This is a genomic window from Minwuia sp. IMCC3009 (genome assembly GCF_029909415.1).
In the GTDB taxonomy this organism is placed as follows: Bacteria; Pseudomonadota; Alphaproteobacteria; order Minwuiales; family Minwuiaceae; genus Minwuia.
In genome coordinates, this window is record NZ_CP123781.1 from 1,370,401 (window position 1) to 1,386,299 (window position 15,899).

Here is a 15,899-nt window from a genome sequence, read left to right on the forward strand (position 1 = left end):
GTTGCGCGGTTCTTGACGCCGCTTCGGACTTCAGTGGACTGACGGTCGGCGTCAGACCCGTCCGACGGCCGGGGTCTTGGGGCCGAAGAGCAGCCACAGGATCAGGCCGAGTACCGGCAGCAACAGGATGACCACGATCCATATGACCTTGGCGCCTGTGCCCGCTCCGCTGCCGAAGATCTTCACGATGGCCCAGATATCCGCGATCAGGATGATCAGGCCGAGAATGCCAGTGACTTCCATTTGTTCAGTTCCTCTCGTCGTTCAACTATCGCGAAGTGGGAGGGAACCGTTACTCGGTCGAGTCTTCGACGGCCTCGGCGCTGTCGTTGATGTCCGCACCGATGCCGCGGATCGTGTTGTCACAGGCCGCCAGGCCACCGATCATCACGGCAAGGACACCAATCAGGCTCAGACGTTTCAGGATGTCAGTCATGTTTCTTCTCCTCGGTGATGCGCTGCAGCAGGGTCTTGCCCTGCATCGCAGCCTGTAAACTTCTGCGTGCTTTGGGATCTTCGAGAGTTAATCTCGACGCTTTATCTGATTTTCCCAAATAATTGTCGTTCGATTCCTCCAATATGTCATCTTCTGTCACAAGTGATAGAAGAAGCGGCATGAGAAAATCTCCCTCGTTTTGTGTTGTCGTTAAAATGATGATTGCCGAGAGGAATTCAAATTTTTTCGTATGTGTCGGTTGGTGTGGCGATGTATTGTCAATAACCTGCTCAGGATACATGAACTAGGGCAACTCAATTACTTCCGTTGGTGTAGTGGAATTGGTCATTGGAGTGGTTGGAGTAAGTGGCGTATGTTGATGCTTCAATGGAGGTCCGATGAATGCCCGAGAACATGCCGCCGAAGCGCACCGAGAAACTGCAGCTGATGCTGGACGACCTTGAGATGGAGGCGATCGATGACTGGCGGTTCCGCCATCGCATGCCGTCGCGTGCTGCCGCGATCCGGGAGCTGATCCGTCGCGGCCTCGCTGCGGTTGATCTCGAGGAGCCGACCGCGGACAAGACCTCCACGGAATTTCGCGTCGTTGAACCTGAGTGACCGGTCGCACCCTTTCCGGAGGGTGACCCTGTCAGAAGTTCGAATGGCTTTTCGTCTCTCCGCATTGCTGCAAGACTGAGACAAGCAGGAAAATGGGGAGGAAGACGGATGCCGACAATCGCGGCTGAGAAGCTTGAGGGATTTGTGGCCGAGATCGCCCGTGCGGGCGGGTCCGGCGACGTGGAGGCGGGCAAGATCGGTCACCAGCTTGTCGGTGCCAATCTGCGTGGTCATGACAGCCACGGCATCGGCATGATGCCTGCCTATGTCAACGCATTGCAGTTCGGCAAGCTGAAAGCCAATCAGCATGTCAGCGTCGTCCGGGATGATGGCGCGATCCTGCAACTGGATGGCAATGCCGGTTACGGGCAGGTCATCGGTGAAGAGGCGATGGAGATGGGTATTGCCGTCGCCAAGGCGCAGGGGCTCTGCCTCATGAGCCTGCGCAACAGCCATCACCTTGGTCGCATCGGTGCTTGGGGCGAACAGGCAACCGACGCGGGACTGATCTCGATTCACTGGGTGAACGCCATCACGCGGATGCCGCTGGTTGCACCGCACGGCGGCTCCGACGCCCGCTTCACCACCAATCCCTATTGCACGGCGGTGCCCGCCACACCCGGTCACCCGCGCATGGTGCTGGACATGGCGACGACGAAGGTCGCGATGGGCAAGGTGCGTGTGGCGCATAACAAGGGTGTGGAGATGCCACCTGACTGCCTGATCGACCCCGAGGGCAACCGCACGCTGAACCCGTCTGTCATGTTCGACGAACCGCGCGGCGCGTTGCTGGCGATGGGGGAGCACAAGGGCTATGGCCTGGCGCTGGTCTGCGAAGTGCTGGCCGGAGCGCTTTCGGGCGGTGGTTCCTTCCTGCCGGAGCGCTCCGACGGGCATTCCATCATCAACAACATGCTGACCATCCTGGTCGACCCGGACCGGCTGACAGATCGGAGCGCGCTGATGAGCGAACTCGACGGTTTCATCAGCTACGTGAAGCAGTCGCCCCCCGCACCGGGTGTCGAGGAAGTCATGATCCCGGGCGATCCGGAGCGCAAGTCGATGGCCGAGCGCCTGGCGAACGGCGTGCCCGTCGATGACACGACCTGGGAGGAGATGGTGCAGGCCGCCGTTCAGGTCGGCATGGACGAGGGCAAGGCCCGCGCCTGGGCAGAATAGACAGGACCAACAGAGAAGCATGGGGAGGGCTGGGCATGTTCAGGCTCGGACTGGAAGACAAGGTTGCGATCATCACCGGCGGCAGTGACGGGCTCGGCCGTGCCAGCGCGGCGCTGCTGGCGGCGGAAGGGGCGAAAGTGGTCATCTGTGGCCGCCGCAAGGATCATGTGGAAGCAGTGGCGAAGGAACTCTCGGCGCAAGGCGGCGGCCCGGTGCTTGGCGTACAGGCCGACGTGACCCGGCTGGCTGACTGCGAGACGCTGGTTTCCCGCACGGTCGAGGCCTTTGGTGGCATCGACATCCTGGTCAACAATGCGGGCGCGTCAGCGGCCCACAGGCTTCAGGATCTGGATGACGCGGCCTGGCAGGCGGATTTCGACCTGAAGATCATGGGGGCGGTGCGTATGTGCCGGCTGGCGATTCCGCATATCAGGGCGCGGGGCGCAGGCTCCATCATCAATGCCTCCATCGGCGGCGGCAAGACGCCCCGGGCCGGACAACTGCCGACATCGCTGTCGCGTGCGGCCGGTCTGAACCTGACGAAGTCGCTGTCGGATGAACTGGCCGGCGACAACATCCGCGTCAACGCGATCTGCATCGGCTTGCTGAAGAGTGCCCAGTGGGACCGCCGGGCCACTGCCGAGACGCCTGTCGAGACGCTGTACGAGAACCTGGCGTCGCGCATCCCGCTCGGACGGGTGGGTGAGGCAGAGGAATATGCGGACCTGGTCGCCTTCCTGGCCTCGGAGCGTTCCAGCTACATCACCGGGACCGCGATCAACATCGATGGCGGGATGTGCGCGGCCTTGTAGGTCGATCCGTGACCGGACTGCGGTACCCGTTGTAAGGGGCGAAGGGTCTAGGCGTCGATCACCAGGACGGTGATGAACAGCGAAAGGATGATCAGCAGGCTTGCGCCAATAGCCTGCTTCAGCCTGCGGCGTGACCGGTAGATCTTCGGACCGTCGCCGCCGGAGCGGCTGCGGGAGCGTCGGCGACCGTGATGCTTCGCGGGCGGTTCTGTCAGCAGGGGGGCGATCTCCCGTTGCCTTTCCAGCGGTTTCATCTGTGCGCGCATTTCCGCAACCATGGCTTCAACCTTCTCCGGAGTCGGGTCCAGACCCGGTTCGTTGCGCATGATCAGTTCCGCGGTCGCGCGAAGGTAGTTCTCGCTGGCGTCGGCATTAGGACGGGTGAAGTAGACCGCAGTCCGCTCGCCGCTGGCTTCGTCGATTGCATTCGAATGCGGGATTTCGGCCACCAGCACGGCATCGCCGTGGGTCCGGCGCATCTCCAGTGCGCGTTTCATTTTTGCAGGCGCCCAGTTCTCGGCCATGGTGATCAGGATCATCGATCTGTCGATGCGTGTCTGACCGGCATCGTTCAGCCGCTCGATGGTTGACGTCAGGCGCGCCATGCCGTCCAGGGCGTACTGCTCGGGCGGTACCGGTACAAGGACCGTGTCCGCAGCAATGAGAGCATTGACGGAGAGGATGCCGAGTGACGGGGGACAGTCCAGGAATATCCAGTCGAAGCTGTCTGCCAGAGCGGCGATGACCGGACGCAGCCGGTGCAGGCGGTCGGTCTCCCCGGAAAGTTCCAGCTCCACACCCGCCATTTCGAGAGAGGAGGCCAGGACCGAGAGATTTGGACACGCCGTCGCCTGTGCCCAGCGCGGAGAAACATCGTCGCTGTTGACCAGCGCGTGATAACTGCCCGGCAGTTCCGCTGTTGCTTCGGGTATCCCGAGGGCGGTTGTTGCATTGGCCTGGGAGTCGAGATCGATCAGGAGCACGCGCCGACCGGCCAGCGCCGTCGCGACCGCCAGATGCAGCGCAGTGGTTGTCAGAGGTGGCCCGACAAATCTGGACAGTTGAGTTAGGTGGATTTTCTGCTCCCAATCCGGCAGCGTTGCCGGGACGAAGGAGCGAAGATGACAAGACGACCCAGGCGGAACCACAGCCCTGCCTTCAAAGCGAAAGTCGCATTGGCGGCGCTGAAGGGCGACAGGACGATGAGCGAGCTGGCGACGCAGTTCGACCTGCATCCCAATCAGATCAAGCAGTGGAAGGATCAGCTGCTTGAGGGCGTAACGGGTGTCTTCGATGACACGCCAAAGGCCGCGAAAGAGCCGCAGATCGACGTAAAGTCCCTGCACGCGAAGATTGGCCAGCTGGCGCTGGAAAACGATTTTTTAGAGGGCGCGCTCGACAAGGCCGGTCTGTTGCCGAGCGCAAGGAAATGACGGGCCCGGACCACAGGCTGAGCCTGACACGGCAAGCCCGGCTTCTCGGGATCAGCCGGGGCAGCCTGTATTACGCGCCGCGCCCGACCAGTGCGGCGGACCTCAAGCTTATGCGCAGAATTGACGAGTTGCACATGGACTACCCGTTCGCGGGCAGCCGTATGATGAAAGGGTTGCTGCGGCAGGAAGGCTTCACGGCCGGGCGGCTGCACGTGGCAACCTGCATGAAAACGATGGGCATTGAGGCGCTCTATCGCAGACCGAACACCAGCAAGCCTGCGCCCGGTCACAGGATCTATCCCTACCTGCTGCGCAAGCTGGCCGTGACGCAGCCCAATCAGGTCTGGGCCATGGATATTACCTACATTCCCATGGCCCGAGGGTTCGTCTATCTGGTCGCCGTTCTGGACTGGTTCAGCCGCAAGGTTCTGGCCTGGCGGCTGTCGGTGACGCTGGAAACAGCGCCGTGTCTGGAGGCCTTGAATGATGCCCTGCGCAGATATGGCAAGCCGGAGATCATGAACTCGGACCAAGGATCACAGTTCACGTCCATTGACTTCATCAAGGCGCTGAAGGACGCCGACATCCAGATCAGCATGGATGGCAAGGGCGCTTGGCGCGATAACGTGTTTGTCGAACGGCTCTGGCGCAGCGTCAAATACGAGGAGGTCTATCTGCACGCCTATGAAAGCGTGTCAGCCGCCCGACAGGGCATCGACCGATACCTGGCCTTCTACAACACAAGGAGACCGCATTCATCGCTGGAAGGGCAAACGCCCGATCAGGCATATCACATCAAGTTGCAACCAATCCCGGTGGCGGCATAACCAAGCGGAAAATCCACCTAAGAAACGGCTCGAAACTGTTCAAACGAACCGAACCACCTCTGTCTTGCCGACGCCGCCCTTCTGGTTCGACACCGCAACAGTTATTGCCATGAAGCATTCCCCCGCCTGCTTCCGGGCCAACAATTCGGTCGGCCTGATTATTCATTCCTGCTGCGGGACGAGAGCAAGCTTCCTGCCAGCAGGTACGGGAACCGCGCGAACGCCGACACGTCAGAAGGCTGACGCCACCCGGGCGGTTGGCCGATTATCCTTGAATGACAGGCAATTATATCTTGTCGAGCGCCTGCGCAAGGTCCGCGATGATGTCATCGACCGTCTCGATGCCGATGGACAGTCTTACCACATCAGGTCCCGCACCTGCCGCGATCTGCTGCTCGACCGTCAATTGACGGTGCGTTGTGGATGCGGGGTGCAGAATGAGACTGCGCGTATCACCGATGTTGGCGAGGTGAGAGAGGATGTTCACACCCTCCACCACCTTCACACCGGAATCGAAGCCGCCACGCACACCGAAGGTGAAGACCGCACCCGCACCCTTCGGCAGGTACTTCTGCTGCAGCGCGTGATAGCGATTGCCCTCCAGCCCGGAATGGGAAACCCAGGTCACTGCGGGATGCTGGTCCAGGAAACGCGCGACGGCCAGCGCGTTCGCCGTATGGCGCTCCATCCGCAGCGGCAGGGTTTCCGCGCCGGTCAGGATCATGAAGGCGTTGAACGGCGAAAGTGAGGGGCCAAGGTCGCGCAGGGCCACCGCGCGCCCGTAGGCTGTCAGCGCAAACCGCCCGAAGGTCTCGTAGAAGTTCAGCCCGTGATAGGCGGGGCAGGGGGCCGCGACCGCCGGGAAACGGCCGTCGATCGACCAGTCGAACTCCCCGCTCTCGACGATCACGCCGCCGAGGGAATTGCCATGACCGCCGAGGAACTTGGTCGCCGAATGCACGACGACATCCGCGCCCCACTCGAAAGGCCGACAGCCCCAGGGGGTCGCACAGGTATTGTCCACGATCAGGGGGATGCCTGCCTGCTCCGCAATCCTGGCGAAGGCCTCAATGTCGGCGACGACACCGCCCGGATTGGACAGGCTTTCGATGAAGATGGCCTTGGTCCGTTCGTTTATCGCGGCGCGGAAGCTCTCCGGGTCGTCCGGATCGCAGAAGCTGCAGGACCAGCCCATCTTCTGGAAACTGACGCCGAACTGGGTGATTGACCCGCCGTAGAGTTTGGTCGAGGCAACGAAGTCGTCGCCGGATTCCATCAGGGCGAACATCAGCACCATCTGCGCGGCGTGACCCGAGGCAACGGCCAGCCCGGCGGCGCCCCCTTCCAGCGTCGCGACCCGCTCCTCCAGCACCGAGACGGTGGGATTGGTGAGGCGGGAGTACATGTTGCCGAAGGACTGCAGGTTGAACAGGCTGGCGGCCTGGTCCACGTCCTCGAACACATAGGACGATGTCTGGTAGATCGGCGTGATGCGCGCGCCGGTCACCGGATCCGGGGATGCCCCGGCATGGATGGCCTGGGTTTCAAATCCATATGTTTCACGCGTGCTCATGGGGCGTCATTTCCGTTTCGTCTGTCTGTCCGGTCACGGTGAAGGTAGCCGCATTGAGCCGCATTCTCCAAGGGGATGAAACAATACACCGGCTGTGGATGAATTGCGCCGGGGTCCGGTGGCCGGGCCGCACGGGTGGACCCAGCCGTGGATTGTTCATGTAAACATAACGGGAACATTGCAATTGCCGCCCCACCTCTGGTGACGTATCATGCGCGCCCGATGAAACAGGACGCCTTCCGCAGAAAACGGAGCTGACCGGCATGACGGCCCTCTCACCGATTTCCCAGCAGATCTGGGACATGAAGTACCGCCTGAAGGGCCCCGATGGCGCCGTCGTCGATGCGACGCTGGAGGATACCTGGCGAAGGGTGGCCCGCGCCCTGGCTTCGGTGGAGACGGAGCCGGAGGTCTGGGAGGAGCGGTTCTACGGCGCGCTGGAGGGATTCCGCTTCCTGCCCGCCGGTCGCATCATCGCCGGGGCAGGGACGGCCCGGCGTGTGACCCTGTTCAACTGCTTCGTCATGGGAACCATTCCCGACGACATGGCCGCGATCTTCGAGAATCTGAAGGAAGCGGCCCTGACGATGCAGCAGGGCGGCGGCATCGGCTATGACTTCTCCACGCTGCGGCCCAAGGGGGCACCCGTGAAGGGGGTCGGGGCCGATGCTTCGGGACCGCTGACCTTCATGGATGTCTGGGATGCCATGTGCCGCACCATCATGAGTGCCGGGCACAGGCGCGGCGCGATGATGGCGACCATGCGCTGCGACCATCCGGATATCGAGGCCTTCATCGCCGCGAAGGAGGATGCCGGGCGGCTGCGCATGTTCAACCTGTCGGTCCTGATCACCGATCCGTTCATGGAGGCGGTGAAGACCGACAGCAGCTGGGAACTGACGTTCGAGGGGCGGACCTATGGCAGTGTCCGTGCCCGCGACCTGTGGGACCGCATCATGCGCGCGACCTTTGCCTATGCGGAACCCGGCGTGATCTTCATCGACCGGATCAACAAGCAGAACAACCTGCACTATTGCGAGACCATTTCCGCCACCAACCCCTGCGGAGAGCAGCCCCTGCCGCCCTATGGCGCCTGTCTGCTGGGGTCCGTCAATCTGGCGGCGCTGGTCCGGGAACCGTTCACGGCGGAGGCCGAGCTGGACCTGGACGCGCTTGACGGGATCATCCCGCTGGCCGTGCGGATGATGGACAATGTGACGGACGTGTCGAACTTCCCGCTGGAGGAACAGCGCAGGGAGGCGCAGGCGAAGCGCCGCATCGGACTCGGCGTCACAGGTCTTGCGGATGCCCTGATCATGTGCCGGGCGCGCTATGGCACGGCAGAGGCCGTGGCCCTGACGGAGAAGTGGATGGCGGCCATCCGCCACCGGGCCTATCTGGCATCCGTCGATCTCGCGCGGGAGAAGGGGCCGTTTCCCCTGTTCGACCGCGATGCCTACCTGTCCGGAACCGCTATCCAGGATCTCGAACCCGAGGTCCGGGCGGGAATTGCCGAACATGGCATCCGCAACGCGCTGGTGACCTCCATCGCGCCGACGGGCACGATCTCCCTGTTCGCGGACAATGTGTCGTCGGGGCTGGAACCGGTCTTCAGCTTTTCCTACACCCGTTCGGTGCTGATGCCCGACGGGTCGCGGCGGGAGGAGGAAGTCTCCGACCACGCAGTACGGCGCTGGAAGCACAGCCACGGCAACCAGCCGCTGCCCGACTATTTCGTCGATGCCCAGTCCCTTTCACCCGCCGACCATGTGCGGATGCAGGCGGCGGTGCAGAAGTACGTCGATGCCTCGATCTCCAAGACCATCAACTGCCCGGAAGACATCTCCTTCGAGGATTTCCGGGAAGTCTACATGATGGCCTATGAAACCGGCTGCAAGGGGTGCACTACCTACAGACCGAACGAGATCACGGGGTCGGTGCTGCATGTGAAGAAACCGGAGGCTCAGCCGGCAGCCGACACGGTGGACGTGCAGGCGGAACTGCCGCTCTCCGCCCCGCCTGCCGCAATGGCCGCGAAGCCGAAGGACCCCTACGAGAGCGGCGGCGTCGTCTACATGACGCAGCCGCTGGACCGTCCCGGTGTCCTGCCCGGCCAGACCTACAAGCTGAAATGGCCGGAGAGCGATCACGCCATCTACATCACCCTGAACGACGTCATCCAGGACGGGCGCCGCCGACCCTTCGAGATCTTCATCAATTCCAAGAACGTCGAGCATTTCGCCTGGACTGTGGCCCTGACCCGCATGATCTCGGCCGTGTTCCGGCGGGGCGGCGATGTCAGCTTCATCGTGGAGGAGCTGAAGGCCGTGTTCGATCCACGTGGCGGGGCATGGGTCGGCGGGCGCTATGTCCCCTCGATTCTTGCCGCGATCGGGGAAGTGATCGAGCAGCACATGATCGCCACCGGCTTTCTGGCTGACCCGAAGGCCCGGACTCAGGAGATCGAGGCGCAGAAGGTCGCCGCAGGCTCCGGCAACCGTCCTGCGGGCGTGCTGCGGCAATGTCCGCGGTGCGGAGACGCGGGTCTGGCGAAGCAGGAGGGGTGCGACACCTGCTATTCATGCGGCTATTCGAAGTGCGGTTGATGGCTGCTCTGCGTTCAACGGCAATGCTGGGCCGTTGTGACCTGCACAAGGCGGCGCTACAACAACGCCATTAGTGCGGATGAATCGCCGGACGGATCGGGTGGGGCCAGCAATGTTCAAGAAGATACTGATAGCTAACCGGGGCGAAATCGCCTGCCGCGTCATCAAGAGCGCCCGGAAGATGGGGATCGCCACGGTCGCGGTCTATTCGGAGGCGGATGATGGCGCATTGCACATGCGCATGGCGGATGAGGCCATCTTCATCGGCCCGCCCGCTGCGTCGGAAAGCTATCTGCTTGCGGACCGGATCATCGACGCCTGCAAGCAGACGGGGGCAGAGGCGGTGCATCCGGGCTATGGCTTCCTGTCGGAGAACCAGGGCTTCGCGAAGCGGCTGGAAAAGGAAGGCATCGCCTTCATCGGTCCCGGCATCCGTGCCATTGCCGCCATGGGCGACAAGATCGAATCCAAGAAGCTCGCGATGGGCGCCGGTGTGAACACGGTTCCCGGCCATACGGATGTCATCGACGAGGTCGAGGACGCCGTGAAGATTGCCGCTGACATCGGCTATCCGGTGATGATCAAGGCTTCGGCGGGCGGCGGCGGCAAGGGCATGCGCGTGGCCTGGAACGACGAGGAAGCACGCGATGGCTTCAAGTCCGCCAAGTCGGAGGCCGCGTCGAGCTTTGCCGACGACCGGGTCTTCATCGAGAAGTTCATCGAGGAACCGCGCCACATCGAGATTCAGGTGCTGGCTGACGGGCAGGGGACCTGCCTGTACCTGGGGGAGCGCGAATGCTCCATCCAGCGCCGCCACCAAAAGGTGATCGAGGAAGCGCCGAGCCCGTTCCTGGACGAGGCAACACGCAAGGCGATGGGCGAACAGGCCTGCACCCTGGCCAATGCCGTGGAATATCGCTCCGCCGGGACCGTCGAGTTCATCGTCGACAAGGACCGGAACTTCTATTTCCTGGAGATGAATACCCGCCTGCAGGTGGAGCACCCGGTGACGGAACTGATCACCGGCATCGATCTGGTCGAGTGGATGATCCGCATCGCCAACGGCGAGAAGCTGACGCTGGCGCAGGACGACATCAAGCTGAACGGCTGGGCGGTGGAAAGCCGCATCTATGCCGAAGACCCCTATCGCGGCTTCCTGCCGTCGATCGGTCGGCTTTCGCGTTTCTCGCCGCCGCCGGAGAGCGCCACCGTGCGTGTCGATACCGGTGTGGTCGAGGGGTCGGAGATCACGATGTTCTACGATCCGATGATCGCCAAGCTGTGCAGCTATGGTCCCGACCGGAAGACGGCCATCGACAACATGGTCGGTGCGCTGAACGGGTTCCGGCTGGAGGGCATCAGCCACAACATCAACTTCGTCAATGCCGTCTGCAATCACCCGCGGTTCCGCGAGGGCCGTCTTTCGACCAACTTCATTGCCGAGGAATATCCGGACGGATTCCTGGGCGCGGAGATCGACGAGGTGACCCGGCGCCGACTGGTGGCGGTTGCTGTCGTCGTGCATCTGCGTGACCGGATCCGTGCCACGGGCATTTCCGGCCAGGTGCCGCATTTCCGTCCGCGCATCGGTCAGGACTGGCGTGTGTCTGTGGGCGAACAGGACTTCGGTGTCCGTGCCACTGCGGGCGACCGCGCCACGGACGTGCATGTCGAGGGCGAGCATCTGGTGGTCGAGAGCGATTGGCGCCCCGGCAAGCCGGTCTTCAACGGCATCGTTGGCGGGCAGCGGATGCAGGTCCAGGTCCGCTCCACGGTCGAGGGTTTTGCCCTGACCTTCAACGGTGCGACCGATGATTATTGCGTCCGCACCCCGGCGGCGGCCGAACTGGCGGAACTGATGCCGGTCAAGGAAGCGCCGGACCTCTCGAAGCTGCTGCTCTGCCCCATGCCGGGCATGATCATGCAGATCCACGTGGAAGTGGGCGACGAGGTGAAGACCGGTCAGGCGCTCGCCGTTGTCGAGGCCATGAAGATGGAGAACGTGCTGCGCGCCGAAGCCGACGGTGTGGTGGCGTCCATCAATGCCGGGCCGGGCGACAGCCTGGCCGTGGATGATGTCATTCTGGAGCTTGAATAGCCGCGGGTTCGTCTTCGTCGAACGGCGTCCTTGAGGCTTCGGACAGGATCCAGTCTCGGAAGGCGCTGATGCGCAGGCGCGTCGCGTTCCGCGGCGGGCAGACGAACCAGTAGGACATGGACAGCGGTTGTTCCCCCTGGAAGGGCGTCACCAGCCGTCCCGTCGCCAGGTCATGCGCGGCAAGGGAGCGGCGGGTCAGCACCACGCCCATGCCATCTATCGCAGCCTGAACCGCATGGTCGGCATAGGAGAAATGGGTGCCGCGCCGCCAGTCCACCTTGTCCTCGGCGCCGACCGCCATCAGCCACGCCCGCCAGTCCGGCGTCATCGGATCATAGCGCAGCGAGTCGTCATGGATCAGCGGCAGGCGCGACAGGTCCGACGGCTTCGTGACGCCGCCGACGCTCGCCAGCAAGGTCGGGCTTGCGGCGGGCAGGACCGTGTCATCCAGAATCTTCCAGGCCTTCAGATCCGGGTAGTTGCCGGATCCGAAGCGGATGGCGCAATCGAAGCCGCCCGTGCTGAAATCCGTCATCTCCATGCTCGCCGAAATGCGGACATCCAGTTCCGGATGCGCCCGGTTGAAGCGCTCAAGCCTGGGGATGAGCCATTTCACGGCAAATGACGGCACCGTCGAGACCGAGATCACGTTCTCCCCGTCGTCTTCATCCAGCGTCGACAGGGCATCGACCATCAGGTCGAACGCGCGGGTGAGATCGGGCTGCAGACGCCGCGCCGCATCGGTCGGTTCAACGGCCCGGTTCAGGCGGTGAAACAGTTCCACCCCCAGAAAGTCCTCCAGTGTGCGGATCTGGTGCCCGACCGCCGCAGGCGTGACGGACAGCTCGTCCGCAGCCGCCTTGAAACTCTCGTGCCGGGCCGCAGCCTCGAAGGCGCGGAGGGCGTTCAGCGGGGGCAGTCTGCGTCGCATGTGCGGGTTCCCGATGTTTCAGCTTCTGCCTGATATAGATTTCCTTTCCCGAAAGCCAAGAATTCGTCGTTTGTTGCAGTGCACACTTCGCCCCATCTCTGTCCTATCGAAGACACCGAAGTTCAACGGCTGGACCTGAAAAGGCCAGCCAGTACAAGGAGAGAGACCATGACCGTACAGTCCTATGACCTGACGCATTCTGACAGTGGACTGCTGGCCCGTGCGGCTGCCTGGGTGCAGGATCGCTTCACCGACCTGACCGTCGCACGGCAGAACGCGAAGCGGCTGCGGGAACTGGAAGCCCTGAGCGATGCGACCCTGCACGACATCGGACTGAGTCGGTCCGAGCTGACATCCATCGCCATGCACCGGAGCGACATCACAAGAGCCCGCTGAACCCGCCGGGCGCGCCTGAACCGACCCAACCCCCGTGGCCTGATCCGGCCGCGGGGGTTTCTTCGTGCGGGGTCAACTTATCCTCCCAAAACCCCATGGCCCTGTACTAATGTTGCGGACACGGCCTGATGGACTGAACGGGGGGAGAGAAAGACATGGATCGTTTGCGTTTCGGGGCATTTCTGGCGCCACATCATCCGATCGGCGAGCATCCGATGCTCCAGTTCCGGTCCGATCTGGACCTGGTCAGCCAGCTTGACCGGCTTGGCTATGACGAATTCTGGTGTGGTGAGCACCATTCCACAGGCTGGGAGATCATTGCATCGCCGGAGATGTTCCTGGCAGCCGCCGGTGAGCGTTCGCATCGCATCCGCCTCGGCACGGGTGTCGTTTCCCTGCCGTATCACCATCCCTTCATCGTGGCACAGCGGATGGTGCAGCTTGACCACATGACCGGCGGGCGGGCGATCTTCGGGTCCGGTCCCGGTGCCCTGCCTTCGGATGCGCACACGCTGGGCATCGATCCCATGACCCAGCGTGACCGTCAAGACGAGGCGATCGGTGTCATCCGCCGCCTGCTGCGGGGGGAGGAACGGTTCGACTACAAGTCCGACTGGTTCGAGATGCGCGACGCGAAGCTGCAACTGATGCCGCTGCAGGAAGATCTGCCGTTCGCGGTGGCGTCGATGATCAGCCCGTCCGGCATGACACTGGCGGGCAAGCACGGCACCGGCGTGCTGTCGATCGGTTCCATGTCGTCCGCCGGACTGCAGTCGCTGGCGACGCAATGGAGCTTCGCCGAGGAATCGGCGGCAAAGCACGGCAATACGGTCAACCGCAGGGACTGGCGCATCGTCATGATGTGGCACATCGCCGAAACACGGGAACAGGCGATTGCCGAGGCCAAGGATGGCCTGCTGCGCTGGCACAATGAATATAACGTCGGCACGCTGATGCGCCCCGGTGTGGAGGCATTCAAGACCGCCCATGAGGCGGTTGAAACCACGGCACTGGCCGATGGTGCGACGGCTGTCATCGGCACGCCCGACGATCTGGTGAAGCGTATCCGTGACCTGGTGCAACTGACCGGTGGCATCGGCGCAGTGATCGGCTTCGTCCACGACTGGGCCAGCCGGGCGAACACGTCGAAGAGCTGGGATCTGGTCGCGCGCTACGTCATTCCGGAGGTCAACGGACTGCTGGATGCCTATCGCGACTCCCGCCAGTTCGTGGTCGAGAACCGGGAAACCTTCGAGCAGGCGCAGAAGGCCATCCTGAGCAAGATCATGGACAATCCGCGCGCGGCGGCGGCGCTGAAGGAAGGCGGTGTCAATGCGCCCGTGATTGGCCCGCATGCAGGCCCCGACCTGAACAAGGAAGCCGGATGAGCGAGAAGTACGACCGTCTCGACAGCATTGAGGCGCTGGAGGCGCATTACGGTGCGCCCATGCAGCGTTCCCTGGACAAGGAACTGGGGCATATTTCCGATCTCTATCGCCAGTTCATCGAGCGGTCGCCGTTCGTCGTGCTGGCGACATCGGGACCGGAAGGGCTGGACTGCTCGCCACGCGGCGATCCACCGGGCTTCGTCCGCGTCGTCGACAAGCGGCGGGTGCTGCTGCCGGACCGGCGCGGCAACAACCGGATCGACAGTCTGCGTAACATCGTGCGCGATCCGCAGATCTCGCTCCTGTTCATGATCCCGGGTATCGGGGAGACCCTGCGGATCAACGGCAATGCGGTCCTGCTGACCGACCATGACCTTTGCCAGTCCTTCGCTATTGAGGGCAATGCGCCGCGCAGCGTGATCTCGGTGACGGTCGACCGCATCTACTATCAGTGCCAGAAGGCCCTGCACCGGTCACGTCTCTGGGATCCGGCAGCATTCGCCGCGCGTGACGAAGTGCCCACGGCGGGCGCAATGCTGAAGGCCACCGTCAGCGGTGACTTCGACGCCGAGAGCTATGACAACGACTATCCGGAGCATATGGCCAGGACGATCTACTGACCCTGGGGAGGGATCGAGATGAAACTGCCGGAGCATATCCTGTACGAGGTGGCCGACGGTCGCGCGCGGATCACGCTGAACAGGCCGGAGAAGCGCAATGCCCTCTCGGTCGATCTGCTGCGGGAACTGAACGAGGCACTCTGGGAAGCCGACAATGACAAGGCTGTCCACAGTGTCATCCTGCGCGGTGCGGGACCCTGCTTCTCCGCCGGATATGATCTGACGCCGGGTCTCAACAGCACCCAGACCAGCGGCAGTGGAAACCGGAACTATCGCGATGGCGGGATCTATGCCGACCCGACGATCGACGATGACATCTGGCGGCTGGAGTATGGCCAGCGTCTGCGCATGGCGCTGTTCGACATGCACAAGCCGGTGATTGCGCAGGTGCACGGCCACTGTCTGGCAGGTGGAACGGATGTGGCACTGCTGTGCGACATGGTGATCGCGGCGGATGATGCGGTGATCGGCTTTCCGCCCGCGCGGGACCTGGGCTCCCTGCCGAACCAGATGTGGCTCTACAACTGCGGACCGCAGTGGGCGAAACGCCTGCTTCTCACCGGTGACACGGTGACGGGGGAGGAAGCGGCGCTGATCGGACTGGTGCTGAAGTCGGTACCGGGCGACCTGCTGGAAGCGGAGGTCGAGGGACTGGCCAGTCGCATGGCCGGTATCGACCCTGATCTGCTGGCGGCGAACAAGCGCATCGTCAATCTGGGTATCGAGCTGATGGGGGGGCGGACCCTGCAGCGGCTTTCCGCCGAGAATGACGCACGGGCGCATCTGGCCCCCGGAACGCAGAAATTCCGGCAGGTGGCCAGGTCGGAAGGGCTGAAGGCTGCGCTGCAGACACGGGACCAGAACTTCGGCGACGGTCGCGCGCGGGTGCGCGGGCCGGAAATCCGCGACGAGAAAGGCCATCTCATTCCTGAATGACCGGGTCATGTGGCATGTCGGGTGACATGAGGCTGAGCCCGAT

16 protein-coding genes are annotated in these 15,899 nt (G+C 63.0%); 10 read left to right on the forward strand and 6 right to left on the reverse strand.

The genetic code is table 11. The annotated features are described in order from the left end of the window. Window positions 1–51: 51 nt before the first annotated feature. From QGV55_RS06525 to QGV55_RS06535, 3 genes are read right to left on the reverse strand one after another with little or no spacing between them, the layout of a single operon-like run. Entirely contained in the window at window positions 52–243 is a 192-nt protein-coding gene (locus tag QGV55_RS06525) for a PLDc N-terminal domain-containing protein (RefSeq protein WP_281017657.1), read from the reverse strand. A 49-nt stretch (window positions 244–292) separates the two neighbouring features. Continuing rightward, the gene (locus tag QGV55_RS06530) at window positions 293–436 is read right to left on the reverse strand and encodes a hypothetical protein (RefSeq protein ID WP_281017656.1); all 144 of its coding nucleotides are present in this window, start codon (window positions 434–436) and stop codon (window positions 293–295) included. After that, window positions 429–737, reverse strand: coding sequence for a hypothetical protein (locus QGV55_RS06535; protein WP_281017655.1), 309 nt, complete (start codon window positions 735–737; stop codon window positions 429–431). Before QGV55_RS06535 ends, QGV55_RS06530 begins: the two co-directional genes overlap by 8 nt. A gap of 101 nt (window positions 738–838) precedes the next feature. On the opposite strand from QGV55_RS06535, the gene QGV55_RS06540 reads away from it, so the two are divergent. From QGV55_RS06540 to QGV55_RS06550, 3 genes are all read left to right on the forward strand, one after another. Beyond that, window positions 839–1,057: a hypothetical protein gene (locus QGV55_RS06540; protein WP_281017654.1), complete on the forward strand. Its 219-nt coding sequence runs from the start codon at window positions 839–841 to the stop codon at window positions 1,055–1,057. A 108-nt stretch (window positions 1,058–1,165) separates the two neighbouring features. Beyond that, window positions 1,166–2,236, forward strand: a complete 1,071-nt coding sequence (locus QGV55_RS06545) for a malate/lactate/ureidoglycolate dehydrogenase (RefSeq protein WP_281017653.1) — start codon at window positions 1,166–1,168, stop codon at window positions 2,234–2,236. A 35-nt stretch (window positions 2,237–2,271) separates the two neighbouring features. Beyond that, window positions 2,272–3,048, forward strand: a complete 777-nt coding sequence (locus tag QGV55_RS06550) for an SDR family oxidoreductase (protein ID WP_281017652.1) — start codon at window positions 2,272–2,274, stop codon at window positions 3,046–3,048. A gap of 47 nt (window positions 3,049–3,095) precedes the next feature. Here QGV55_RS06550 and QGV55_RS06555 read toward each other — a convergent pair whose 3' ends face one another. Continuing rightward, on the reverse strand, window positions 3,096–4,283 hold the full coding sequence (locus QGV55_RS06555; protein WP_281017651.1) for a ParA family protein: 1,188 nt from the start codon (window positions 4,281–4,283) through the stop codon (window positions 3,096–3,098). Between QGV55_RS06555 and QGV55_RS06560 the strand changes: the two genes are divergently transcribed. After that, a protein-coding gene (locus QGV55_RS06560; protein ID WP_281015974.1) for an IS3 family transposase occupies window positions 4,170–5,308 on the forward strand; the annotation gives its coding sequence in 2 pieces (ribosomal slippage) (window positions 4,170–4,434 and window positions 4,434–5,308; 1,140 coding nt in all). The two genes, QGV55_RS06555 and QGV55_RS06560, sit on opposite strands and share 114 nt — an antisense overlap. 286 nt (window positions 5,309–5,594) lie before the next feature. Here the strand turns inward: QGV55_RS06560 and QGV55_RS06565 are convergent. Further along, window positions 5,595–6,881 carry an O-acetylhomoserine aminocarboxypropyltransferase gene (locus tag QGV55_RS06565; RefSeq protein WP_281017650.1) on the reverse strand — a complete coding sequence of 429 codons (1,287 nt, stop codon included), beginning with the start codon at window positions 6,879–6,881 and terminating at the stop codon, window positions 5,595–5,597. Between the two features lie 263 nt (window positions 6,882–7,144). On the opposite strand from QGV55_RS06565, the gene QGV55_RS06570 reads away from it, so the two are divergent. Then, entirely contained in the window at window positions 7,145–9,487 is a 2,343-nt protein-coding gene (locus QGV55_RS06570; RefSeq protein WP_281017649.1) for an adenosylcobalamin-dependent ribonucleoside-diphosphate reductase, read from the forward strand. Window positions 9,488–9,599: 112 nt separating this feature from the next. Then, window positions 9,600–11,585: an acetyl/propionyl/methylcrotonyl-CoA carboxylase subunit alpha gene (locus QGV55_RS06575; protein ID WP_281017648.1), complete on the forward strand. Its 1,986-nt coding sequence runs from the start codon at window positions 9,600–9,602 to the stop codon at window positions 11,583–11,585. Here QGV55_RS06575 and QGV55_RS06580 read toward each other — a convergent pair. Beyond that, a complete protein-coding gene (locus QGV55_RS06580) occupies window positions 11,566–12,516 on the reverse strand; it encodes a transcriptional regulator GcvA (protein ID WP_281017647.1) in 951 nt (316 codons plus the stop codon). The genes QGV55_RS06575 and QGV55_RS06580 overlap by 20 nt on opposite strands. A 168-nt stretch (window positions 12,517–12,684) precedes the next feature. Between QGV55_RS06580 and QGV55_RS06585 the strand changes: the two genes are divergently transcribed. From QGV55_RS06585 to QGV55_RS06600, 4 genes are all read left to right on the forward strand, one after another. Beyond that, the gene (locus tag QGV55_RS06585; RefSeq protein ID WP_281017646.1) at window positions 12,685–12,912 is read left to right on the forward strand and encodes a DUF1127 domain-containing protein; all 228 of its coding nucleotides are present in this window, start codon (window positions 12,685–12,687) and stop codon (window positions 12,910–12,912) included. A gap of 155 nt (window positions 12,913–13,067) precedes the next feature. After that, window positions 13,068–14,300, forward strand: coding sequence for an LLM class flavin-dependent oxidoreductase (locus QGV55_RS06590; protein WP_281017645.1), 1,233 nt, complete (start codon window positions 13,068–13,070; stop codon window positions 14,298–14,300). Beyond that, window positions 14,297–14,920, forward strand: a complete 624-nt coding sequence (locus QGV55_RS06595) for a pyridoxamine 5'-phosphate oxidase family protein (RefSeq protein WP_281017644.1) — start codon at window positions 14,297–14,299, stop codon at window positions 14,918–14,920. Before QGV55_RS06590 ends, QGV55_RS06595 begins: the two co-directional genes overlap by 4 nt. Before the next feature lie 18 nt (window positions 14,921–14,938). Further along, a complete protein-coding gene (locus QGV55_RS06600) occupies window positions 14,939–15,856 on the forward strand; it encodes a crotonase/enoyl-CoA hydratase family protein (protein WP_281017643.1) in 918 nt (305 codons plus the stop codon). The last annotated feature ends 43 nt before the right edge of the window (window positions 15,857–15,899 follow it).